The sequence below is a fragment of the Williamsia herbipolensis genome (genome assembly GCF_036153515.1).
In the GTDB taxonomy this organism is placed as follows: Bacteria; Actinomycetota; Actinomycetes; order Mycobacteriales; family Mycobacteriaceae; genus Williamsia_A; species Williamsia_A herbipolensis.
In genome coordinates this window covers 2,708,933-2,731,464 of the sequence record NZ_CP108021.1, presented here as the reverse complement: position 1 = coordinate 2,731,464, position 22,532 = coordinate 2,708,933, and the positions used below count along the sequence as shown (strand labels likewise).

General features: G+C 67.5%; 21 protein-coding genes. 12 read left to right on the top strand and 9 right to left on the bottom strand.

All coding sequences use genetic code 11. The annotated features are described in order from the left end of the window. The first annotated feature begins 78 nt into the window (after positions 1-78). The 5 genes from sigM to OG579_RS12250 all read left to right on the top strand — a co-directional run bounded on the left by sigM (position 79) and on the right by OG579_RS12250 (position 4,425). Positions 79-714, top strand: coding sequence for an RNA polymerase sigma factor SigM (gene sigM, locus OG579_RS12270; protein ID WP_328856148.1), 636 nt, complete (start codon positions 79-81; stop codon positions 712-714). A gap of 64 nt (positions 715-778) precedes the next feature. Next, positions 779-1,591 carry an anti-sigma factor family protein gene (locus OG579_RS12265; RefSeq protein ID WP_328856147.1) on the top strand — a complete coding sequence of 271 codons (813 nt, stop codon included), beginning with the start codon at positions 779-781 and terminating at the stop codon, positions 1,589-1,591. A 67-nt stretch (positions 1,592-1,658) separates the two neighbouring features. Then, on the top strand, positions 1,659-2,648 hold the full coding sequence (gene trxB, locus OG579_RS12260) for a thioredoxin-disulfide reductase (RefSeq protein ID WP_045824929.1): 990 nt from the start codon (positions 1,659-1,661) through the stop codon (positions 2,646-2,648). A 73-nt stretch (positions 2,649-2,721) separates the two neighbouring features. Beyond that, positions 2,722-3,069 (top strand): thioredoxin, encoded by a 348-nt coding sequence (gene trxA, locus OG579_RS12255; RefSeq protein ID WP_328856146.1) that lies wholly within the window; start codon positions 2,722-2,724, stop codon positions 3,067-3,069. 177 nt (positions 3,070-3,246) lie between these two features. Then, positions 3,247-4,425 carry an N-acetylmuramoyl-L-alanine amidase gene (locus tag OG579_RS12250; protein ID WP_328856145.1) on the top strand — a complete coding sequence of 393 codons (1,179 nt, stop codon included), beginning with the start codon at positions 3,247-3,249 and terminating at the stop codon, positions 4,423-4,425. 27 nt (positions 4,426-4,452) lie between these two features. Here the strand turns inward: OG579_RS12250 and OG579_RS12245 are convergent, their stop codons facing one another. From OG579_RS12245 to rpmH, 9 genes are all read right to left on the bottom strand, one after another. Further along, a complete protein-coding gene (locus tag OG579_RS12245; RefSeq protein WP_328856144.1) occupies positions 4,453-5,157 on the bottom strand; it encodes a hypothetical protein in 705 nt (234 codons plus the stop codon). Between the two features lie 162 nt (positions 5,158-5,319). Further along, on the bottom strand, positions 5,320-6,336 hold the full coding sequence (locus OG579_RS12240) for a ParB/RepB/Spo0J family partition protein (protein WP_328856143.1): 1,017 nt from the start codon (positions 6,334-6,336) through the stop codon (positions 5,320-5,322). After that, positions 6,333-7,166 carry a ParA family protein gene (locus OG579_RS12235; RefSeq protein ID WP_408068670.1) on the bottom strand — a complete coding sequence of 278 codons (834 nt, stop codon included), beginning with the start codon at positions 7,164-7,166 and terminating at the stop codon, positions 6,333-6,335. Before OG579_RS12235 ends, OG579_RS12240 begins: the two co-directional genes overlap by 4 nt. A 301-nt stretch (positions 7,167-7,467) precedes the next feature. After that, complete coding sequence (rsmG, locus tag OG579_RS12230; RefSeq protein WP_328856142.1) at positions 7,468-8,148, bottom strand: 16S rRNA (guanine(527)-N(7))-methyltransferase RsmG; 681 nt, start codon at positions 8,146-8,148, stop codon at positions 7,468-7,470. Positions 8,149-8,224: 76 nt separating this feature from the next. Continuing rightward, complete coding sequence (locus OG579_RS12225; protein ID WP_328856141.1) at positions 8,225-8,818, bottom strand: Jag family protein; 594 nt, start codon at positions 8,816-8,818, stop codon at positions 8,225-8,227. Between the two features lie 81 nt (positions 8,819-8,899). Continuing rightward, entirely contained in the window at positions 8,900-10,093 is a 1,194-nt protein-coding gene (gene yidC, locus OG579_RS12220; RefSeq protein ID WP_328856140.1) for a membrane protein insertase YidC, read from the bottom strand. A 4-nt stretch (positions 10,094-10,097) separates the two neighbouring features. After that, complete coding sequence (yidD, locus tag OG579_RS12215) at positions 10,098-10,436, bottom strand: membrane protein insertion efficiency factor YidD (protein ID WP_328856139.1); 339 nt, start codon at positions 10,434-10,436, stop codon at positions 10,098-10,100. Next, entirely contained in the window at positions 10,433-10,819 is a 387-nt protein-coding gene (gene rnpA / locus OG579_RS12210; protein ID WP_045824937.1) for a ribonuclease P protein component, read from the bottom strand. The genes yidD and rnpA overlap by 4 nt, the downstream gene beginning before the upstream one ends. Positions 10,820-10,873: 54 nt before the next feature. Continuing rightward, positions 10,874-11,017, bottom strand: coding sequence for a 50S ribosomal protein L34 (gene rpmH / locus OG579_RS12205; protein WP_045824938.1), 144 nt, complete (start codon positions 11,015-11,017; stop codon positions 10,874-10,876). Positions 11,018-11,621: 604 nt separating this feature from the next. On the opposite strand from rpmH, the gene dnaA reads away from it, so the two are divergent. The 7 genes from dnaA to gyrA all read left to right on the top strand — a co-directional run bounded on the left by dnaA (position 11,622) and on the right by gyrA (position 22,497). Next, complete coding sequence (gene dnaA / locus OG579_RS12200) at positions 11,622-13,139, top strand: chromosomal replication initiator protein DnaA (protein ID WP_045824939.1); 1,518 nt, start codon at positions 11,622-11,624, stop codon at positions 13,137-13,139. 552 nt (positions 13,140-13,691) lie between these two features. Continuing rightward, complete coding sequence (gene dnaN, locus OG579_RS12195; protein ID WP_055784418.1) at positions 13,692-14,855, top strand: DNA polymerase III subunit beta; 1,164 nt, start codon at positions 13,692-13,694, stop codon at positions 14,853-14,855. A 65-nt stretch (positions 14,856-14,920) separates the two neighbouring features. After that, the gene (gene gnd / locus OG579_RS12190) at positions 14,921-15,811 is read left to right on the top strand and encodes a phosphogluconate dehydrogenase (NAD(+)-dependent, decarboxylating) (protein WP_045824941.1); all 891 of its coding nucleotides are present in this window, start codon (positions 14,921-14,923) and stop codon (positions 15,809-15,811) included. A 6-nt stretch (positions 15,812-15,817) separates the two neighbouring features. Then, entirely contained in the window at positions 15,818-17,008 is a 1,191-nt protein-coding gene (gene recF / locus OG579_RS12185; protein WP_045824942.1) for a DNA replication/repair protein RecF, read from the top strand. Then, positions 17,005-17,553: a DUF721 family protein gene (locus tag OG579_RS12180; protein ID WP_328856138.1), complete on the top strand. Its 549-nt coding sequence runs from the start codon at positions 17,005-17,007 to the stop codon at positions 17,551-17,553. Before recF ends, OG579_RS12180 begins: the two co-directional genes overlap by 4 nt. Positions 17,554-17,879: 326 nt before the next feature. Further along, complete coding sequence (gene gyrB, locus OG579_RS12175) at positions 17,880-19,928, top strand: DNA topoisomerase (ATP-hydrolyzing) subunit B (RefSeq protein WP_045824969.1); 2,049 nt, start codon at positions 17,880-17,882, stop codon at positions 19,926-19,928. Positions 19,929-19,983: 55 nt separating this feature from the next. After that, complete coding sequence (gyrA, locus tag OG579_RS12170) at positions 19,984-22,497, top strand: DNA gyrase subunit A (RefSeq protein ID WP_045824944.1); 2,514 nt, start codon at positions 19,984-19,986, stop codon at positions 22,495-22,497. Positions 22,498-22,532 lie beyond the last annotated feature (35 nt).

Sequence of the window (22,532 nt, the reverse complement as noted above, 5' to 3'; positions counted from 1 at the left end):
TCCACAACAGGAATCGATCCACAGGCGCCGCCACGCTCGCCGATCGCGACGATGCGCACTCCACTACCGTGGCTGACCATGACCGATGCGGGGACAGGCGCCGACACGACGGCGTCGTCGGCTGCCCGGACGCCGACCGACGAGCAGTTGCTCGCCGCGCATCTCGGCGGGGACCCGCGGGCTTTCGGCCACCTCGTCCGACGCCACCAGAACTACCTGTGGGCGGTCGCCCGCCGGAGCAGCCACAACGCCGAGGACGCCTCCGACGCTCTGCAAGAGGCCCTGCTGAAGGCGCACCGCAACGCCGCGACCTTCCGGGCCGACGCGCAGGTCCGGTCGTGGCTGCACCGCATCGTCGTCAACTGCGCGCTCGACCGCGTCCGCCACAACACCCTGCGACACACCGTCCCCATCCCGGAGTTCGACATCCCGGCCCTGGCCGATCCGCGGGACGCGACCGCCGAGATCGACACCCGCCTCGCCGTCGACCGCGCACTGGCGACACTGCCCGCCGACCAGCGCGAGGCTGTCGTGGCGGTCGACGTCGAGGGCTACTCGGTCACCGACGCCGCCGCGATCCTCGGTGTCCCCACCGGGACCATCAAGAGTCGATGCGCCCGGGGCCGCGCCAAGCTCGCCGTCGCCCTCGGTCATCTCCGCGAACCCGACGATGTGCCACCCGGCGGGAACCCATCGATCCCGGTCGGCGTCTGATGGGTATGCGGATGGTCACCGGCGCCGACACACCGACAACTGCGAGCAGGGAACAGGAGGCACGATGACCGACGACTCCTCCGCCCCGCATCCCGGTCCTCCGTTCCCCGTCGACCTCGTCGCCGATCTGCACGCGGGCGCCCTTCCCGAGGACGAGGCGGCCGCCCTGTGGCCGCGGGTGCGCGCCGATCCCGCCGCCCGACGCGTCCTCGACGCCCTCGACGCCACCCGCGCCGATCTCGCGTCCGCCCCGGTGGCCGACGAACCGCCACCGGCCGCGGTCCGCGCGGCGATCGAGGCGACACTCGCCAGCCTCGAGGGGGGCTCGACGGCCACGGAGGGCGACGCCGCAACCGATGGTGAGGTCGAGTCGCTCGCCGATGCTCGGGCACGGCTGCGCGATGCCGGCCGGCGTCGCGGTCTGCTCATCGCGCTGGCCGCGGCTGCCGTGATCTCCGTGGTCACGCTGGTGGTGGCGATCTCGACGGCGTCGATGTCGTCGCAGGGGACCGTCACCAACGCCGAGCCGTCGGTCACGTCGCCCCAGCTCGCCCCGACATCGTCCGGCGACACCGCGGGAACCGCCACCTCGCCCGTGGCCCTGCTGTCTGTACTGGGGAGATCGGGGGCGTCGTTCGACGGCCCCACCGACGCCGCGCGCCTGCGGCGATGTCTGTCCGCGAACGGCGTCGCACCGTCCACACCCGTCCTCGGCTCGGGCACCCTCACCGTCGACGGTGGTCGGCGCACGGTCGTCCTGCTCGGTACCGGGCAGGCCGGGCGCTTCGACGCCCTCGTCGTGGGCACCGACTGCGACACCGGCCGACCGGCGCTGATCAGCCGACAACGCATCGGGGGCACCCCACCGACGAGGTGAGGCGACGGGAACAGATCCCCTTACCCTTGTGTTGAATCAGCCGATCACGCACGTGGAAAGAGGACAGATGAGCGACACAGGGACCGAGACGATCCACGACCTCATCATCGTCGGATCCGGACCGGCCGGATACACCGCCGCCGTCTACGCCGCACGCGCCGAACTGGCACCCGTCGTCTTCGAGGGCACGCAGTTCGGCGGTGCGCTCATGACGACCACTGAGGTCGAGAACTTCCCGGGCTTCCAGCAGGGCATCCAGGGCCCGGCGCTGATGGACGAGATGCGCGAGCAGGCGCTGCGCTTCGGTGCCGACCTGCGGATGGAGGACGTCGACGTCATCCGGGCCGACGGTGACATCAAGGAGGTCGAGGTCGGCGGCGAGGTGTACCGCAGCCGCGCACTGGTCCTCGCGATGGGTGCCGCGGCCCGCTACCTCGACGTCCCCGGCGAGTCGGATCTGCTGGGGCGCGGCGTCTCCGCGTGTGCCACCTGCGACGGCTTCTTCTTCAAGGACCAGGACATCGCCGTCATCGGCGGCGGCGACTCGGCCATGGAGGAGGCGACCTTCCTCACGAAGTTCGCCCGCAGTGTCACCCTCGTCCACCGTCGCGAAGAGTTCCGTGCGTCGAAGATCATGCTCGAGCGCGCCAAGGCCAACGAGAAGATCCGCTTCGTCACCAACGCCGGCATCAACCGCGTGCTGGGGGAGACGTCGGTCACCGGCCTCGAACTCGTCGACACCGTGACCGGTGAGACGTCGACACTCGACGTGACCGGCATGTTCGTGGCCATCGGCCACGATCCGCGCAGCGGTCTGGTCGCCGGGCAGGTCGACCTCGACGACGACGGATACGTCCGCACCGTCGGCGGCACCACCGCGACCAGCGTCGACGGTGTGTTCGCCGCCGGCGACCTCGTCGACCACCGGTACCGCCAGGCCATCACCGCGGCCGGTACCGGGTGCAGTGCGGCGATCGACGCGGAGCGGTGGCTCGCCGAGCGCGCCGACGCCACCACCCACGTCACCGCCGACGTCGCGGTCGCATCACTCGCCTGACCACATCCCTCCGGATCGGCACACCGCCGTCTCCGGACCACACGCCACGTTTCCACTAGAGGAGGAACACACAATGGGTGCAAACACAGTCGTCGTCACCGACGCGACCTTCAAGTCCGAGGTTCTCGGCGCCGACAAGCCGGTGCTGGTCGACTTCTGGGCCACCTGGTGCGGCCCGTGCAAGATGGTCGCCCCGGTGCTCGAGGAGATCGCCGCCGACAACGGTGAGAAGCTCACCGTCGCCAAGCTCGATGTCGACGAGAACCCCAATGTCGCACGGGATTTCAAGATCATGTCGATCCCCACGATGATCCTCTTCGAGAAGGGTCAGCCGACCAAGACGATCGTCGGGGCCAAGGGCAAGGCCGCGCTGCTGCGCGAGCTCGACACCGTCCTCGGTGCCGAGAAGCCCGCGGTCTGATCCACCGGCCGACGGGCTCGGCCGACCTACGTTCATCGGGTGTGCGTGGCATTCGTCGCGCGCACCCGATGGCGTGTGGGCACCTGACGCAGCGTGTTGGTCAGGGGACCACCGACCTGAGACACTGTGATGTCGATGTGCACTCCGAGCCGTCGACGTGCGAGAGAGGCTGTGGTGATGGCGCTGTACCGCCTGGGTGATCAGGGGTCTGCTGTCGCCGAGATCCGTTCGATCCTCACCTCGCAGGGTCTCCTCACCGACACCACCGCCGCGGGCGGTCGTCACAGCGCCGAGGCCGGGACGCTCGACGGCCCCGCCGTCTTCGACCCCGAGGTCGAGCACGCGGTGCGCACCTTCCAGCAGCATCGTGGCCTCATCGCCGACGGCATCGTCGGCCCGGCCACCTATCGAGTACTGCGTGAGGCGTCCTACCGCCTCGGCGCGCGGGTTCTCACCTACACCCTGTCGGCGCCCATGAACGGCGACGACGTCGCGACCCTGCAGTCGCGGCTGCAGAATCTCGGCTACTACACCGGTCTCGTCGACGGCCAGTTCGGCGAGTCCACGCACACGGCGCTGTGTTCGTATCAGAGCGAGTACGGCATGACCCCCGACGGCATCTGCGGCCCCGACACGCTCCGGTCGCTGGACAACCTCGGCACCAAGGTCACCGGCGGTTCGCCGCACGCCATCCGCGAGCAGGAGTCGGTCCGGCGCTCGGGCCCCCAGCTGTCGGGCAAGCGTGTGGTCATCGATCCCGGCAACGGGGTGGTCGACGCCGCCGTGGGTCCGGAGGCCGCAGCGCTCGAGACGAGCATCCTGTGGGATCTCGCGAACCGGCTCGAAGGTCGCATGGCGGCCGCCGGGGTGGAGACATTCCTCTCGCGATCGGTGTCGGACAACCCTGACGATGCCCAACGGGCCCGCACCGCAAACAGTTTCGACGCCGACCTGGTGATCGCACTCCGGTGTGCGCACCACAAGTCCCCGACCGCAGGGGGCGTCGCCACGTTCTATTTCGGCACGCCTGCGGGCTCGGTCTCGACGATCGGCGACTCCCTGTCGGGGTTCGTCCAACGCGAGATCGTGGCGCGCACTCCTCTGCGCGACTGTCGGAGTCACCCGAAGACGTGGGACATCCTGCGTCTGACGCGGATGCCGGTCACGCAGATCGACATCGGATACATCACGAACCCGCACGACGCAGCCGCACTCCATGACCCCCAGATCCGCGACACCATCGCCGACGCCATCCTCGTCGCGGTGAAGCGGCTCTACCTGCTCGGCGAGAACGACCGGCCCACCGGTACCTACACCTTCGCCGACCTGCTGGCGTCGGAGCACATCGCCCGCTGAGCGGTTGCCCGCCGCGGCACCGCGGCGTCAGCCCACCGGTACCGCGGTCCGCTCCCGGCCGGTCGCGTCGATCGTCGCCATCACGACCAGCCCTGCCAGTGCGCTCTCCACCGCCGACTTCCACCCCAACCCCTCGTCGAGTTCCAGACGGAACCGCGGGAAGCGGTGGTGCGGGGCGACGAGCTCGAAGCCCACGTCGGTGAGGAAGTGTGCGTCGGTCATGCATCCCGGGCAGAGGGTGGAGGACGGATCGGAGAGGCCGGGCTTCGCAGGCGCGAGGTCGTCGGGTTCGTCGCCCGCCGAGCGGACGATGCCGAAGGACTCGACCGCGCGTACGCCGCGTTCGACGAGATCGGCGACGACCGCCGCCACCAAGGACTCCGCCGTTCCCTCGAAGCCGGCGTCCACGCGCACCGACGTGAGGAGCACCGCGTCGGCGCTGACGGGGGAGGTGGGGAACAGTCGGGCGCGGGGCACGCGACCGGGCGGTGCGTAGAACGCCGTGCCGATGGTGCGACCCGTTGTCGACTCGACCGCCACCTGAGCGCACTTGCCCCAGTCGAGCATCACCATCGAGACCCATGCCTCTTTGTCGAACTCGCTGTCGATGACGTAGCCGCTCTCGGGGCCGGGGATCCCGACCGGATCGACCTCCCAGAAGATGCATTGGCGGATGTGGGTCGGCAGCGACTCGAAGCCGTCGAGCCGGAGCGGGCTGATCGAGACGCTCATCAGCCCCTCCCGTCGCCCGGGGCGCACGTGGCGCGACCGCGAGAGGCATCATCTTGCGAATACGTTGCGGCACAACGGTTGTCGAGCGTTGCGGGCGTCCGGCGGTACCTCAGCGTCACAGTGACGTTTCGCTCCTTGACCGGAGTACGTTGTTCGACACGGTCACTTCGCACCGTTTTCGGCCAACAGGTCCACGATGCGTTCGAGGTCGTCGACCGAGCCGAATTCGACCACGATCTTGCCCTTCCGCTTGCCGAGCGACACCGTCACGCGGGTGTCCAGGCGGTCGGAGAGCTTCTCGGCCACGTCCTGCAGACCCGGCATCAGCATCGGCTTGCGTTTGGTGGGCGTACTCGGCGCTGCCGCCGGTCCGTCGTGATTGGCGAGAGTCACCGCCTCCTCGGTGGCGCGGACCGACATGCCCTCGGCGACGACTCGCGCCGCGAGTGCCTCCTGCAGATCGGCTCCACCTTCCAACGACAGCAGTGCGCGGGCGTGGCCGGCCGACAGGACTCCGGCAGCCACTCGACGCTGCACGGGGATCGGCAGCTTCAGCAGTCGGATCATGTTGGTCACCACGGGCCGAGAACGTCCCAGCCGCGTCGCCAACTCGTCGTGCGTCACGCCGAATTCCTCGAGCAGCTGTTGATAGGCCGCGGCCTCTTCGAGAGGGTTCAACTGCACCCGGTGGATGTTCTCCAGGAGTGCATCCCGGAGCATGTCCTCGTCCTGGGTCTCACGGACGATCGCCGGGATCGCCGTCAGACCCGCCACCTGACTGGCTCGCCAACGACGCTCACCCATCACCAGCTGGAAGGCGACATCACCCACAGGGGAGGGGAGACGACGGACGACGATGGGCTGCATCAACCCGAACTCACGGATCGAGTGGACCAACTCGGCGAGGGCTTCCTCGTCAAAGGCCGTCCGGGGCTGCTGCGGGTTGGGCTGGATGTGGGTGGGTGGGATCTCCCGGTACACCGCCCCCGCCGCCGACGCAGCGTCCTCGGGCGATTCCGCGGCCGGAACCGCGGCGGCGGTGCGGGCTGCGCCGCCCTTGCGCGGCGCCTCGCCCAGCACGACATCTGCGGCTGCGGCTCCCAGGCGTGGGCCCTCGTCGGGGCCGGTGGGGATCAATGCTGCGAGTCCTCGACCGAGGCCGCCCTTGCGCTGTGTCATGCGGTGCCGTCCTCCTGTCGTGTCGCCGATGCGCGCATCCCGAGCTCCCGCCCGGCGTCCAGATAACTCATGGCGCCACGTGAACCCGGGTCGTACTCGATGATCGTCATCCCGAAACCGGGAGCCTCCGACACCTTCACACTGCGGGGGATCACCGTGGTGAGGACCTTGTCGCCGAAGTGTCGACGCACCTCGTCGGCGACCTGGTCGGCGAGCTTGGTGCGTCCGTCGTACATCGTGAGAAGGACGGTCGACACCCAGAGGTCCTTGTTGAGATGCGCCTGGACGAGCTCGATGTTCGACAGCAACTGACCGACACCCTCCAGCGCGTAGTACTCGCACTGGATGGGGATGAGGACCTCCCGGGCTGCCACCATCGCGTTGACGGTCAGCAATCCCAACGAGGGCGGGCAGTCGATGATCACGTAGTCGATGTCGTGTGCCCGGATGGTCTCGAGGTCGATCGCGTTGCGCAGTCGGGTCTCGCGCGCGACCATCGACACCAGTTCGATCTCGGCGCCGGCGAGGTCCAGCGTCGCGGGGACGCAGAACAACCGCTCGTGGGCCGGCGACCTCTGCATGGCCTCCGCCAGCGTGATCTCACCGAGCAGCAACTCGTAGACAGAGGAGATCTCGGGGTCACGGTGGTCGATCCCGAGCGCGGTACTCGCGTTGCCCTGCGGATCGAGATCGATGACGAGCACGCCCAGACCGTGCAGAGCGAGGGCGGCCGCGATGTTGACGGACGTCGTCGTCTTACCGACGCCGCCCTTCTGGTTGGCGACCGTGATGATGCGGGGTTCGACGGGCCGGGGGAGTCGGCCCGCCATCCCCTTGGTGAGGACCTGACTCGCGCGCTCGGCCGCCGCGGCAATCGGGGTGTCGTGGTACTTCTCCGTGGTTTCACGTGAAACGTTCGCCGGTGTCGCCTTCGCGCCGTCCGATGGTGTTTCACGTGAAACATGAGGCTGGGCCTCCGAGACAACCGCGCCAGAGGGAGCACCTCCGTCGGGTGGAACCTGTCCCACAGCCACTCTCCTTCGACCCCGCTTGCTCAACATTCTGCGCCCAACCTCCACACCACACCAATCCCATCGACCAGACGTGATCGCACTCTCGACGCGGCCATCGTCATCGGCGCTTACCGGGCTTGCCGCGATACTCGCCGCGGACCACCGTCGTCGCCACGGCAAGAGTATCGGCACCACACGACTCCACGCGCAGGTCGCCCAACCCGGACCTCGACAACGCGGCGCGATGCTTCTCGATCTCGTCTCCGGCAGAGGAACCCTTGATGGCGACGAGTTCCCCGCCGGCCCGGAGAAGCGGCAGCGACCACCGCGCCAGACGGTCCAGCGGTGCGACCGCGCGGGACGTCACCACATCGGCGCCGCCTACGGCAGAGACGACGTCCTTGTCCTCGGCACGCCCGCGCACCACCCGCACATCGAGCTCGAGTATCCCCACGATCTCCGTCAGGAACTCATGCCGACGCAGCAGGGGTTCCACGAGCGTGATCCGAAGGTCCGGTCGAGCCAGAGCAAGAGGTATGCCCGGAAGACCGGCACCACTCCCGATGTCCACCACGCGAGCGTCGGAGGCGATGGCCTCTCCCGCGGCTGCGCAGTTCAACACGTGCCGGGACCACATCTGGTCGACCTCACGCGGGCCGATCAGTCCGCGCACCACGCCTGCGTCGGCGAGGAAGTCGCGGTAGGTCGCGGCAGCGTCGATCCGCCGCCCGAAGAGCGTGTGGGCCGCGGCGGCGATATCGGGGCTCTCGAACTCGGCATCGTGTTTCACGTGAAACATCCTTTCCGGGGTGGGACAGAAACGCCACAGGGCCCCGGCGGAACCGGGGCCCTGTGGGTGTCGAGTGGGGGAGAGGTCAGCGCTTGATGACCACGACGCGGCGCTTGGGCTCGACGCCCTCGCTCTCGCTGATCACACTGTCGACAGCGGCGACCGCATCGTGCACGATCTTCCGCTCGAACGGAGTCATGGGATCCAGCTCCTCGCGGCCACCGTTCTCGGCGACGCGGTGGGCGACCTCCGAGCCGAGCGCCGACAGGCGCTGGCGACGATCGGCACGCCAGCTGGCGACGTCCAACATGAGACGTGAACGCTCGCCGGTTGCCTGCTGCACGGCCAGACGGGTCAGCTCCTGGAGCGCGTCGAGGACCTCACCGTTCTTGCCGACGAGCTTCACCAGATCGCGTCCACCGTCGATGCTCACGATGGCGCGGTCGCCGTCGACGTCGAGATCGATGTCGCCGTCGAAGTCGAGGAGATCGAGCAGCTGCTCGAGGTAGTCACCAGCCACCTCGCCTTCCTCCACCAGATGGTCCTCACCATCACCGGAGTCGTCGCCCTCCGCGATCTCCGCGACGGGTGAAGTCTCGGGAGTGATCGTGTCGTCGGCGACGACGTCGTCCGTGGTCTCGATCTCGGCGACGTCGGCGTCGCTCGTCTCTGCCGTCATGTGTTCTCACCTTCGAATCGTGTGTGTACAAGTCTGTTCGGCGACCGATCGTGGCGGTCGCGCGAGGATGGCGCGGAGAGGTCAGCGTCGCTTGCGTCTGCGTTGCTGTGTCGACGTCGGCTTCTGACCCGGACGCGGCTTCGCTCCCGCGCCGGCCTTCGATCCACCACCCGATCCGTTCGAACCGCTGCCGTTGGATGCACTGCCGTTCACGGCACTGCCGCCCGCCGCTTTGCCGTTGCTCTTGGACAGGTTCGGTGACGATCCGTTGCCGTTCGTACCCGTGCCGTTTCCGTTCACCGCGGAACCGTTCGCATCAGCGGCATGCGCCGTCGTGGGCTCTGCCTTCTTCTTCGCGCGGTCGGGCCGGGCGCCGGGCTTCGGTGCATTGGCCTTGAGCTTCTCCTGCTTGGCCGCCTTCTTCTCCGCGTCTTCCTTCTCGATGCGGTTGAAGACGATGTGCTGCTGGCCGTAGGTCCAGAGGTTGTTGCTCACCCAGTACAGGAGGATGGCCACGGGGAAGAACGCACCGGACACCAGGATGCCGAGGGGGAACACATAGAGCGCGAGCTTGTTCATGATCGCGGTCTGAGGGTTCTCCAGAGCTGCTGCGCCCTGACGGGCGACCGACGCCCGCGAGTTCATGTGCGTGGCGATCGACGAGATGATCACCAGCGGGATCACCAGGTAGATGATGTGGTTACGCGTGAAGTCGATGACGCCGTCGGCGCTGAACGCGACCCACTCCGACTTGGGCTGTGAGATCGCCGCGGACAGCGGGACGCCGAAGAGACGGGCGTCGAGGAAGTTCTGGACCTGGTCGGCATTGAAGGCGTAATTGCCGATCGACCGGGTCTGCTCGGCACTCATCCCCAGCTGGCCGAAGCCGGTTCCCATGCGGTTGAACGACCGCAGGACGTGGAACAGACCGATGAACACCGGGATCTGCGCCAACATCGGGAGACACCCGAGCAGGGGGTTGAACCCGTGCTCCTTCTGGAGCTTCTGCATCTCCTCGGTCATCTTCACGCGATCCTTGGCGTACTTCTTGCGGATCGCCTGCAGCTGCGGCTGGATCTCCTGCATCTGCCGCGTCGTGCGGATCTGCTTCACGAACGGCTTGTAGAGGATCGCGCGCAGGGTGAACACGAGGAAGATCACCGAGAGTCCCCACGCGATGCCGCTGCCGCCGGGGGAGTCGGGGAGGATGTGGCTGAAGACCCAGTGCCAGACCCACATGATCGCCGAGACCGGCCAGTAGATGAAGTTGAGCACGGTGTCAGTTGCTCCTCACTGCGTCGGAGACGCTCGATAGATCAGCGTCGGGGACGCGGGGGTCGGGATCATCGCCGGTCTGCGCACCGGTCACCAGTCCATGGTGCCTGTTCCGCTCGGGGACGGGGTCGTAGCCGGGTTTGTGCCAGGGCCCGCACTTGAGGAGGCGCCACACGGAGAGTGCTCCGCCGCGGATCGCACCCCATTCGGTGAGCGCCTCGACGGCATAGGTGCTGCAGGTCGGTTCGAAGCGGCAGCTCGGCATGCGGGTGGGGGAGATCCACGTCTGGTACGCACGCACCAGAAAGATCAGTGACCGCCGCAACCAGCTGCCGGGGTTCACGACGCCGCCAGACCTGATCGTGTGATGGCCGCCGACACCTGTTCCGCGAGAACACTTTCCGGGACTTTCCCCGCATTCGGCAGGGCGCGGATGACAACGGTCGCCGGCGTGGTGACACCGTCGAGTGCGTCGGCACTCGCAGCACGCAGGCGCCTCGCGACCGCATGCCTGGCCACCGCGTTGCCGACCGACTTGCTGACGATCAGACCCACCCGGGGACCACGGGGTTCGGCGACATCGACGCGGACACCACGGGGGTCCGGCCACGCCTGCGGGCTGACCAGGACATAGGTCATGAGGTCACGACGACGGACGCGCACCCCGTGTCGAAGTGTGCGACTGAAGTCGGACCTCTGTGAGATCCGCTGATGTCGGGCGAGCACCGGTGCATTCGACAGTGCGCACGCGCCGGAGTCGACGCGTACGGACGTGACGAATCAGGCAGTCAGGCCCGCGCGGCCCTTGCGGCGACGACCGTTGACGATGGCACGGCCGGCACGTGTCCGCATGCGCAGACGGAAGCCGTGCACGCGCGCGCGGCGACGGTTGTTCGGCTGAAAGGTCCGCTTGCCCTTGGCCACGGGAACTCCTCGTTGTCGGGGCGCCGGAGAGGACATGCGCCCTCGACACCCGTTTATCTGGTGGTCTCATGCCGGGTTCGGTCGTGTCCGCGCACATCCACCACGACCGGCACACCACGATGAGATCGAGGAGCCTCCGAGCAGGCGACGCGCACGAGAGACCCACACCTCGGCGACCGTTCGAGAGTACTGACCGTCTCGGAGCCGGTCAAACCGCCGCGGAGCTGTCGAGCACCGTGCCCCAGGGCGCGTGCAATCGACCCGACCTGCGGCGACACGCCGTACACGCCGGGTGCCGTGATCTGCGGCCCGAAATGTGCGTGGCAAACGGTTGAGAGTCCGTCGGACGTCTGTTAGCTTTCCACGAGCACATCGTTCGGCGGAGAGTTGATCGCCGATCGCGCGACCTGGGGACAACCGGTCGCCGTGGTCGTCACCGACCACCCGATGTCGTCGGCGCCGAGATGGTTCGGCCTGGTCGACGCCTCTTCCGTATCTGTCCACACCTGTGGATAACCGTGTGGACAAACGTCGGTGGGTAGGCGACGATGGGCCACGCGGTACGGCCCACCTTGGACGATTGCCGCCTCGAGGAGGGGTCACGATGAGTTCCGACCGCGACACCTTCGGTGACATCTGGCAACAGGTGCTCGTGGAGCTCACCACCGACGACACCCTCGGTGATTCCCTCACCCGACAGCAGAAGGCATGGCTGTCGCTGGTGCAGCCGCTCACTCTCGCCGAGGGGTTCGCGTTGCTGGCGGTGCCGTCGGCCCTCGTCCAGGAGCAGATCGAACGCACCCTCCGGGAGCCGATCCGGGCATCACTGAGCCGCCACCTCGGCGCGGAGGTCGATCTCGGTGTGCGCATCGATCCCGACGCGGAGTCCTCCACCGGGAGTCACACGCCTCTCGACGTGAGCGCCGCATTGAACACGCTCCCGGACACGTTCGCCGATCGCCGTGACGCGAACGACTACCTCCACGACACCCCCCGGATCGATGGCGTCCTCGGCAGCGGTCTACCGCCGGCCGACGGCCGATCCGCCGACGGTGACTGGTCGACGTACTTCCATCCGGGTCCCGGTGAGCCCAGCAGCCTGAACCCCAAGTACACGTTCGACACCTTCGTCATCGGCGCGTCGAACCGCTTCGCCCACGCGGCCGCGGTCGCGATCTCCGAGGCACCGGCACGCGCGTACAACCCGCTGTTCATCTGGGGTGAATCGGGACTCGGCAAGACCCACCTGCTGCATGCGGCCGGTCACTACGCCCAGCGGCTGTTCCCGGGGATGCGCGTGAAGTACGTGTCCACCGAGGAGTTCACCAACGACTTCATCAACTCCCTGCGTGACGACCGTCGGGTGGCGTTCAAGCGTCGCTACCGCGACGTCGACGTGCTCCTCGTCGACGACATCCAGTTCCTGGTCGGCAAAGAGGGCATCCAGGAGGAGTTCTTCCACACCTTCAACACCCTCCACAACGCGAACAAACAGATCGTGGTGTCGTCGGATCGCCCGCCGAAGCAGCTCGCGACCCTCGAGGACCGGCTGCGCACGCGATTCGAGTGGGGCCTCATCACCGACGTCCAGCCACCCGAGCTCGAGACCCGCATCGCCATCCTCCGCAAGAAGGCGCAGATGGACAGCCTGCAGGTCCCCGACGACGTGCTGGAGCTCATCGCCTCGAAGATCGAGCGCAACATCCGTGAACTCGAGGGTGCGCTGATCCGCGTGACCGCCTTCGCATCACTGAACAACGCCGAGCTGAACCTGGCGTTGGCCGAGATCGTCCTGCAGGCCCTCCTGCCCGACACCGGCAACGTCGAGATCAACGCCCCGGCCATCCTCGCCATCACCGCGGAGTACTTCGGCATCAGCGTCGACGAGCTGCGTGGGCCCGGCAAGACACGGTCGCTCGCCCAGGCACGACAGATATCGATGTACCTGTGCCGCGAACTGACCGATCTCTCGCTGCCGAAGATCGGCGAAACCTTCGATCGTGATCACACGACGGTCATGTACGCGGACAAGAAGATCCGCAAGGAGATGGCCGAGCGCCGCAAGGTCTACGACTACGTACAGGAACTCACCGCGCGCATCAAGCAGCGCTCGCGAACCTGATCGCGTTACCGCTCCCGGGCACCCATGTCTCGACCTCGGGTCGAGATCGTTCGACCCTTTCGACACCTCCGCAGGGGCACCGTTCTGTCGTTCCCCAGCTGTGGATAACTCGGTGGATAACCTCGTCGAACTGTGGAGTAACGGTGGACCGAGGTGAACGAACACCAACACGTGCACAACCTGCCACCCAACCACCGGCAACGCTCCACCTGTCATACACAGACCGCCACCGCCCCCCAGCTGCGAAGCACGGGGTCGGTCCACAGATTCAACAGCTCCTATGACTATTGATATTCACTCTCTTTCACTTCTCTTTATAAGAAGCGATGTGCACAGAGTCCTCTGTCCACACCCTCGGCCCGGGCGCCGTCATCGGCTCGGGTGCAAGCTCCACCCGTTTGCCACGATCGGCGCCGGTCCGTTCTAGAGTGGTGCCCACTGGCCGACGAAGCATCGTCCGCACCACGTCGTCACGCGCACGACATCGTCACCACCGACCGGAAGGGCATTCGTCGCTATGGAGGATCGGACCGATCGGGAGGGTCGATCGCTGTGAAGTTCCGTGTGACACGCGACGAATTCGCCGACTCCGTGGCGTGGGTCGCCCGCAGTCTGCCCAGCCGACCGCCCGTCCCGGTTCTCGGATGTGTCGTCCTGACCGCCGGTGACACCGGTCTGACCGTCTCGGGTTTCGACTACGAGGTGTCCGCCCAGGTCGACATCTCCGCCGAGGTCGCCGACGAGGGTCGGGTGCTCGTCTCGGGCAAGCTGCTGGCCGACATCACCCGCGCCTTGCCGGCCAAGCCGGTCGACGTCTCCCTCGACGGGTCGCGGGTCGCGATCACCTGCGGCAGTTCACGTTTCTCGCTCCCGACCATGCCGGTCGAGGACTACCCGACCCTCCCCGAGGTGCCCACCGTGACCGGCACCGTCCCGGCCGAGGTGTTCGCCGAGGCGATCACCCAGGTGGCGATCGCGGCCGGCAAGGACGACACCCTGCCGATGCTCACCGGTATCCGCGTCGAGATCGAGAACGACACCGTCGTGCTCGCCGCGACCGACCGTTTCCGCCTCGCCGTCCGCGAACTCACCTGGCAACCCACCACCGGTGACACCGCCGCGGTACTCGTCCCGGCGAAGACGCTGTCGGAGTCGGCGAAGTCCGCGGGGTCCGACGGATCCCCGGTCTCGCTGGCACTCGGTTCCGCGGGCAGCATCGGGAGCGAGGGACTGCTCGGCATCCTGGGCCAGGGCCGCCAGACCACCACACGTCTGCTCGACGCGGAGTTCCCGAAGTTCCGCCAATTGCTGCCGCCGTCGCACACCTCGATGGCGACGATCGAGATCAGCGCCCTGACCGATGCCATCAAGCGCGTCGCGCTCGTCGCCGAGCGGGGTGCGCAGGTGCGTCTGGAGTTCACCGACGGTTCGGTGCTGCTCACCGCCGGCGGCGACGACGCCGGCAAGGCCGAGGAGGAGGTGGCGGTCTCGTTCTACGGCGATCCGCTCACCATCGCCTTCAACCCGACCTACCTGCTCGACGGTCTCGCCGCCCTGCACACGACGTCGGTCGACTTCGGGTTCACCACCCCCAGCCGCCCCGCGGTGTTGCGTCCGTCGACCGGTGACGCCCCGGTGCCGGACGACAGCGGCGCCTACGCCGCACCGTCCAGCGATTTCACGTATCTGCTGATGCCGGTTCGCCTTCCGGGCTGATCGACTTCGCGCGCCGGCCCGCTGATGCGCCGGGGTCGCACCGTTTTCCGACGAGAGGACGCACCATGCAACTCGGCCTGATCGGTCTGGGCAAGATGGGTGCCAACATGCGTGAGCGCCTCAAGGGCGCAGGTCACGAGGTGATCGGCTACGACCCACGGCCCGAGGTCACCGACGTGCCCTCGCTCGACGAGCTCGCGGCCGCGCTGCAGGCACCCCGTGTCGTGTGGGTCATGGTCCCCTCCGGTGCCCCGACCCGCGAGACGGTGGAGAAGCTGGCCGAGGCGCTCTCACCCGGCGATCTCGTGATCGACGGCGGAAACTCTCGCTACACCGACGATGCACCGCACGCGGAGTTGTTGGACGCCAAGGGAATCGGCTACATCGACTGCGGTGTGTCCGGCGGTGTGTGGGGACTGGCCAACGGTTACGGCCTCATGGCCGGTGGAGCTGCGGAGCACATCGAGCGCGCGATGCCGATCTTCGACGCCCTCCGTCCCGAGGGTGACCGTGCCGACGGATTCGTCCACGCCGGACCGGTCGGCGCCGGTCACTACGCCAAGATGGTGCACAACGGCATCGAGTACGGGCTCATGCACGCCTACGGCGAGGGCTACGAGCTCCTCACCGCCGAGCCGCTCATCACCGACGTCGCCGGCACCCTGCAGGCGTGGACACACGGGACGGTGATCCGTTCGTGGCTGCTGGACCTGCTCGTCAAGGCGCTGCAGGAGGATCCCGGTCTCGCCGAGATCTCCGACTACACAACCGATTCCGGGGAAGGTCGGTGGACGGTGGAGGAGGCGATCCGACATTCGGTGCCCGCCAACGTCATCTCCGCGGCGCTCTTCGCCCGTTTCGCGTCACGCCAGGAGAGCGGTTCACCGACGCTCAAGGCCGTCTCGGCGTTGCGCAACCAGTTCGGCGGCCACTCGGTGAAACCGTCCGGTAGCTGAGAGCAGGTGTTCGTCCGCACCCTGCGGCTGCGTGACTTCCGCTCGTGGAGCGAGGTGTCGATCGATCTCGCCGCCGAACCGACGATCTTCGTGGGGCGCAACGGTTTCGGGAAGACCAACCTGATCGAGTCGCTGCAGTACCTGTCCACTCTCCGCTCGCACCGGGTGAGCACGGACGCATCATTGGTCCGCACCGGCGCCGTGTCGGCGACCGCGTCGGCCACGGTGATCAACGGTGGTCGTGAGTTGACCGCCGAGGTACAGATCACGCCGGGCAAGGCCAACCGTGCATCGGTCAACGGTGCGCCGTCGCGGCGGGCACGCGACATCGTCGGCATCCTCCGCACCGTGCTCTTCGCCCCCGAGGACCTGGCGTTGGTGCGGGGCGAACCGGCCGACCGTCGTCGCTTCGCCGACGAACTCGCCGCACTCGCCGGCCCACGCATGGTCGCGGCGCGCAGCGATTACGACAGGGTGTTGCGCCAGCGCTCGGCACTGTTGAAAACCGCTGCGGCGGCGATGCGTTCGGGTGGGGAGTCGGCGTCGTCGGTGATCAGCACCCTCGATGTGTGGGACACGCAGCTGGCGCGATTCGGGGCCGAGGTGACCGCCGGACGGATCGACGTCGTGGAGCGGCTGCGGCCTCTGGTGGCCGACGAGTACGCGACGCTCGCGCCGCATTCGCGTCCGGTCGACCTGCGGTACCGACCCAGCGTGGGTGACGAGATCGTTCCGGTCGACGGGACCCCCGCCGACGTCGAGTACATCGAGGCCGTGCTGCTGACCCGGTTGTCGGAGGCGCGCAAGAAGGAGATCGAGCGGGGGGTGTGTCTGGTGGGTCCGCACCGCGACGACATCGACGTGGTGATCGCCGGTCAGGTCGCGAAAGGGTTTGCCAGTCATGGTGAATCGTGGTCGTTGGCGTTGGCGATGCGTCTGGGATCGGTGGAGTTGATCCGCTCCGACGGCGCCGAGCCGGTGGTCATGCTCGACGACGTGTTCGCCGAATTGGACGCCTCTCGGCGTGCGGCGCTGTCGCGGTTCGCCGCGTCGGTCGAACAGGTCATCATCACCGCGGCGGTCGCCGAGGACATCCCCGAGGCCATCGGTGGTCGCCGTGTCGCCGTCGGTGTCCGCGAGTCGTCACCGGAATCCGGCGGCCGGGAGTCGTACCTGCTCGAGGAGGATCAGCGGTGACCGACGATGCGCAGGCGGGTGGCTCCCCGGAGGAGCCGAGCAGTGGCCACGCGATGGCCCGCAAAGCGCTCGAGGACGCCCGCAACGCCGCGCGCGCCGCGGGGAAATCGGTCGGTCAGGGTCGGTCCTCGCCGGTGCGCCGCCGCGCCCGCGGCCGTCGGGGCGGTTACTCGGGTTCGGGGCCCGATCCGCGTGACCCGCAGCCGTTGGGTCGGCTCACCGGATCGCTCTCCCAGGACCGCGGATGGGGCGACAAGATCGGTGAGGGCACGGTGTTCGGGGCCTGGGCCCGGATCGTCGGACCCGACATCTCGGCGCACGCGCAGCCGACCGATCTGCGCGACAAGATCCTCCATGTCACCGCCGAGTCGACGGCGTGGGCGACGCAGTTGCGCCTCATCCAGGGTCAGATCATCGCGAAGATCGCCGCAGCGGTCGGAAACGGCGTGGTCACGCAGCTACGCATCACCGGACCGAAGGCACCGTCGTGGCGCAAGGGGGAGCGACACGTGCGTGGTCGCGGACCGCGTGACACCTACGGCTGAAACAGCCCTTCAGAGGTTCGTGGCGGTGTGTGCCCACAATCGCCCCTAGGAACTGTCGAGAAATTCGGTCTGTGGGCGCGTCAGACACCATGGACAGCCGTTCTCGGACGCCTGAGGCAGTACTATGGAGGGAGTGCCCCGAGAGGGGTTCGACACGCACGTCCCGAACGATTGAGGAGCGGACCCCACCCGTGGCCGACAGCAGCGACACCCCCGACAACGAGAACTCCTCGGCGAGCACGCCGCCGAAGTCCCAGCCCGAGAAGGCCGCCCCGAAGAAGGCTCCCGCCAAGAAGGCGGGCAGCGGCAGTTACGGTGCCGACTCGATCTCCATTCTCGAAGGTCTCGAGGCCGTCCGCAAGCGCCCCGGCATGTACATCGGCTCGACCGGTGAGCGCGGTCTGCACCACCTCATCTGGGAGGTCGTGGACAATTCGGTCGACGAGGCGATGGCAGGCCACGCGAGCAAGGTCGACGTGAAGCTCCTGGCCAACGGGGGAGTGGAGGTCATCGACGACGGCCGCGGCATCCCCGTCGAGATGCACAAGACCGGTGTCCCGACCGTCGAGGTCGTCATGACCCAGCTCCACGCCGGTGGCAAGTTCGACTCCGATTCCTACGCGGTGTCCGGTGGTCTGCACGGTGTCGGCATCTCGGTGGTCAACGCCCTGTCGACCAAGGTCGAACTCGAGATCGACCGCGACGGCTTCCACTGGTCGCAGACGTACAACTACGCCAAGCCCGCGGAGCTGGTGAAGGGGTCGGCCACCCGCCGCAAGGGCACGACCACCCGTTTCTGGGCCGATCCGGAGATCTTCGAGACCACCGACTACAGCTTCGAGACGATCTCGCGGCGTCTGCAGGAGATGGCGTTCCTCAACAAGGGGCTCACCATCACCCTCACCGACGAGCGTCCCGCACAGATCGGCAACGACAGCGACGACATCGAGACGGCCGAGGCACCCAAGAGCCAGGCCGAACTCGACAGCGAGGCCGCGACCGAGGTCTCCGACGTCATCGAGATCGCCGACACCGCGGGCGAGAGCGTACGCAAGGAGGTCTCGGGCAAGCCGCGCACGAAGATCTACCACTACCCCGGTGGACTCGAGGACTACGTCGCGCACCTGAACAACCGCAACAAGTCGCGGCTGCCGATCCACGCCTCGATCGTGAGCTTCACCGCCAAGGGCACCGGCCACGAGCTGGAACTGGCGATGCAGTGGAACGACGGCTACTCCGAGTCGGTGCACACCTTCGCCAACACCATCAACACCCACGAGGGCGGTACGCACGAGGAGGGTTTCCGGTCGGCGCTGACCAGCACGGTCAACAAGTACGCGCTCGACAAGAAACTCCTCAAGGAGAAGGACGGCAAGCTGACCGGTGAGGACATCCGTGAGGGTCTCGCCGCCGTCATCTCGGTGAAGGTCTCCGACCCGCAGTTCGAGGGCCAGACGAAGACCAAGCTGGGCAACACCGAGGTGAAGAGCTTCGTGCAGAAGGTGGCCAACGAGCACCTGTCGCACTGGTTCGAGTCGAATCCCGCCGAGGCGAAGATCATCATCAACAAGGCGGTCGGTTCGGCGCAGGCCCGCATGGCCGCGCGGAAGGCTCGAGAGTTGGTGCGGCGCAAGAGCGCGACCGACATCGGTGGCCTGCCCGGCAAGCTCGCCGACTGCCGCAGCAACGATCCCGCCAAGTGCGAGGTCTACATCGTGGAGGGCGACTCGGCCGGCGGCAGCGCCAAGTCGGGCCGCGACTCGATGTACCAGGCGATCCTCCCGATCCGCGGCAAGATCATCAACGTCGAGAAGGCCCGCATCGATCGTGTTCTCAAGAACACCGAGGTGCAGTCGATCATCACCGCCTTCGGCACCGGCATCCACGACGAGTTCGATCTCGCCAAACTGCGGTACCACAAGATCGTGCTGATGGCCGACGCCGACGTCGACGGCCAGCACATCTCGACGCTGCTGCTCACCCTGCTGTTCCGCTTCATGCGGCCCCTGGTGGAGCACGGCCACGTGTACCTCGCGCAGCCGCCGCTGTTCAAGCTCAAGTGGCAGAAGGGCGCCGCTCCGGAGTTCGCGTATTCCGACCGTGAGCGCGACGGACTGCTCGAGGCCGGCCGCGCCGCGGGCAAGAAGATCAACACCGACGACGGCATCCAGCGCTACAAGGGCCTCGGCGAGATGAACGCCAAGGAGCTGTGGGAGACCACGATGGACCCGACGGTGCGCGTGCTGCGCCAGGTCACCCTCGACGACGCCGCGGCCGCCGACGAACTGTTCAGTGTCCTGATGGGCGAGGACGTCGTGGCCCGACGCAGCTTCATCGCCCGCAACGCACGGGATGTGCGCTTCCTCGACGTGTGATCGACGCCGGTTTCGTTTCACGTGAAACACGGCGCCGTACAACGAAAGTGATCTGATGACTGACACCACCTTGCCGCCGGGCGGCACCACCGACGAGAACGGCGGCGACCGCATCGAGCCGGTCGACATCCAGCAGGAGATGCAGCGCAGCTACATCGACTACGCGATGAGCGTCATCGTGGGCCGCGCGCTGCCCGAGGTCCGCGACGGCCTCAAGCCCGTGCACCGTCGACTCCTCTACGCCATGGGAGACGCGGGATTCCGGCCCGACCGCAGCTACGTGAAGTGTGCGAAGCCGGTCGCGGAGACGATGGGCAACTACCACCCCCACGGCGACACCGCGATCTACGACGCGCTGGTGCGCCTCGCGCAGCCGTGGTCGATGCGCTACCCCCTCGTCGACGGCCAGGGCAACTTCGGTTCGCGCGGCGACGACGGGGCCGCGGCGATGCGGTACACCGAGGCCCGCCTCACGCCGCTGGCGATGGAGATGCTGCGCGACATCGACGAGGAGACCGTCGACTTCACGCCGAACTACGACGGCAAGACCATGGAGCCCACGGTCCTCCCGAGTCGTATCCCCAACCTGTTGATCAACGGGTCGGGCGGCATCGCGGTCGGCATGGCGACGAACATGCCGCCGCACAACCTCACCGAGGTCGCCGACGCGGTGTTCTGGGCGCTCGACAACCACGAGGCCGACGAGGAGTCGACGCTGGCCGCGTGCATGGAGCGGATCAAGGGACCCGACTTCCCGACCGCGGGGCTCATCGTCGGCTCGCAGGGCATCGTCGACGCCTACACCACCGGTCGCGGCAGCATCCGCATGCGCGGTGTGGTCGACGTCGAGGAGTCCCGCACCGGCGCGACGACACTGGTGATCACCGAACTGCCCTACCAGGTGAACCCGGACCGCATGATCGTGTCGATCGCCGAGCAGGTCAACGACGGCAAGCTCAAGGGCATCAGCCGCATCGAGGACCAGTCGTCGGACCGCGTCGGCATGCGGATCGTGGTGACCCTGAAGCGCGACGCCGTCGCGAAGGTCGTGCTGAACAACCTCTACAAGCACAGTCAGCTGCAGACCAGCTTCGGCGCGAACATGCTGTCCATCGTCGACGGCGTCCCGCGCACCCTGCGTCTCGACCAGATGATCCGCTTCTACGTGGCGCATCAGCTCGACGTCATCATCCGACGCACGCGCTACCGGCTGCGCAAGGCCGAGGAGCGCGCACACATCCTGCGCGGTCTGGTGAAGGCCCTCGACGCGCTCGACGACGTCATCGCGCTGATCCGTGCCTCACCGAACACCGAGGAGGCGCGCGCGGGGTTGATCACCCTCCTCGACATCGACGAGATCCAGGCCGACGCCATCCTCGCGATGCAGCTGCGGCGCCTGTCGGCGCTGGAGCGTCAGAAGATCGTCGACGACCTCGCCGAGATCGAGCTCGAGATCGCCGACTACCTCGACATCCTCGCCAAGCCCGAGCGCCAGCGTGCGATCGTGCGCGACGAGTTGACCGAGGTCGTCGAGAAGTTCGGCGACGAGCGGCGCACCCGCATCATCGCCGCCGACGGCGACGTCACCGACGAGGACCTCATCGCCCGCGAGGACGTCGTCGTCACCATCACCGAGACCGGGTACGCCAAGCGCACCAAGACCGACCTCTACCGCAGCCAGAAGCGTGGCGGCAAGGGCGTCCAGGGCGCGGGTCTCAAGCAGGACGACATCGTCCGGCACTTCTTCGTCTGCTCCACCCACGACTGGATCCTGTTCTTCACCACGAAGGGCCGGGTCTACCGGGCGAAGGCCTACGAGCTGCCCGAGGCCAACCGCACCGCCCGCGGCCAGCACGTCGCGAACCTGCTGGCCTTCCAGCCCGAGGAACGCATCGCGCAGGTCATCCAGATCAAGAGCTACGAGGATGCCCCGTATCTCGTGCTGGCCACCCGCGGTGGTCTGGTGAAGAAGTCCCGTCTGGTCGACTTCGACTCGAGCCGCTCCGGCGGCATCATCGCGGTCAACCTGCGCGGTGAGGACGAACTCGTCGGTGCCCAGCTGTGCAGCTCGTCCGACGACCTGCTGTTGGTCTCGACCAAGGGCCAGTCGATCCGGTTCAGCGCGACCGACGAGGCGTTGCGCCCCATGGGTCGCCAGACGTCCGGTGTGCAGGGCATGCGGTTCAACGACGACGACCAGCTGCTGTCGCTCAACGTGGTCGTGGAGGGCACGTACCTGTTGGTGGCGACGGCCGGCGGCTACGCCAAGCGCACGGCGATGGACGACTACCCGGTGCAGGGACGCGGCGGCAAGGGCGTGCTCACCATCCAGTACGACCGCAGGCGCGGCGAGCTGGTCGGTGCGCTCATCGTCGACGACAACAGCGAGGTCTACGCCATCACCTCCAACGGTGGCGTGATCCGTACGCTGGCCAAGCAGGTGCGCAAGGCCGGTCGTCAGACGAAGGGCGTCCGCCTGATGAACCTCGACGAAGGAACTACGCTCTTGGCAATTGCCCGCAACGCCGACGAGCCCGATGAGATCGACGGCGCGTCCGACGGGAAGTAGCGGGGCAATCGTCTCCTCCCGGCAGACACCGCACC

Coding starts and splice junctions, on each gene's coding strand:
- sigM (WP_328856148.1), top strand. CDS start 79: ATGACCGATGCGGGGACAGGCGCCGACACGACGGCGTCGTCGGCTGCC.
- OG579_RS12265 (WP_328856147.1), top strand. CDS start 779: ATGACCGACGACTCCTCCGCCCCGCATCCCGGTCCTCCGTTCCCCGTC.
- trxB (WP_045824929.1), top strand. CDS start 1,659: ATGAGCGACACAGGGACCGAGACGATCCACGACCTCATCATCGTCGGA.
- trxA (WP_328856146.1), top strand. CDS start 2,722: ATGGGTGCAAACACAGTCGTCGTCACCGACGCGACCTTCAAGTCCGAG.
- OG579_RS12250 (WP_328856145.1), top strand. CDS start 3,247: ATGGCGCTGTACCGCCTGGGTGATCAGGGGTCTGCTGTCGCCGAGATC.
- OG579_RS12245 (WP_328856144.1), bottom strand. CDS start 5,157: ATGAGCGTCTCGATCAGCCCGCTCCGGCTCGACGGCTTCGAGTCGCTG.
- OG579_RS12240 (WP_328856143.1), bottom strand. CDS start 6,336: ATGACACAGCGCAAGGGCGGCCTCGGTCGAGGACTCGCAGCATTGATC.
- OG579_RS12235 (WP_408068670.1), bottom strand. CDS start 7,166: ATGGCGGGCCGACTCCCCCGGCCCGTCGAACCCCGCATCATCACGGTC.
- rsmG (WP_328856142.1), bottom strand. CDS start 8,148: ATGTTTCACGTGAAACACGATGCCGAGTTCGAGAGCCCCGATATCGCC.
- OG579_RS12225 (WP_328856141.1), bottom strand. CDS start 8,818: ATGACGGCAGAGACGAGCGACGCCGACGTCGCCGAGATCGAGACCACG.
- dnaA (WP_045824939.1), top strand. CDS start 11,622: ATGAGTTCCGACCGCGACACCTTCGGTGACATCTGGCAACAGGTGCTC.
- gnd (WP_045824941.1), top strand. CDS start 14,921: ATGCAACTCGGCCTGATCGGTCTGGGCAAGATGGGTGCCAACATGCGT.
- gyrA (WP_045824944.1), top strand. CDS start 19,984: ATGACTGACACCACCTTGCCGCCGGGCGGCACCACCGACGAGAACGGC.